This window comes from Shewanella hafniensis, from assembly GCF_019655335.1.
GTDB classification, from domain to species: Bacteria; Pseudomonadota; Gammaproteobacteria; order Enterobacterales; family Shewanellaceae; genus Shewanella; species Shewanella hafniensis.
The window spans coordinates 1-428 of the sequence record NZ_BPFD01000264.1; the positions used below are offsets into that span (position 1 = coordinate 1).

General features: G+C 61.2%; 1 protein-coding gene. It reads left to right on the forward strand.

Features of this window, described 5'->3' with window-relative positions:
- A partial coding sequence (locus tag K5Q99_RS23245; RefSeq protein WP_220778167.1) for an HECT domain-containing protein occupies window positions 1-428 on the forward strand: 428 nt, incomplete at both ends.

A 428-nucleotide genomic window follows, 5' to 3' on the forward strand; every position in this document is an offset into this window, starting at 1 on the left:
TAGAATCAGCCATACGCGTTCTCGAGCTGTACGCCCATACCCCGTCTCTGCTGGAGGTCGAGTACTTTGACGAGCCTGGCTCAGGTCTCGGCCCGACGCTCGAGTTTTACACGCTCGTGTCACAAGCTTTCCAAGCGATGCCTGACTTGTGGCGCCGCGAGCCTTCTATGCCGCTTTTTCCCAAGCCGCCGGGCGACACATCGCTGTTCCGGGTGCTGGGCCAGTTTGTTGCCAAGAGCATCGTGGACCTGCGCATGATTGACGTGCCGTTCCACCCCCTTTTTTGGCGTGCCGTGCTTGGCCGCCGCGTGCCACACACGCTCGAGACTTTGGAAGCCCTGGATGCTGTGCAGGCGCGCTCGTTGCGGGCGCTTCAGACTATGCCAGCGGACGAGCTCGAGCGTTTAGAGCTGGATGGAACGCTCCCT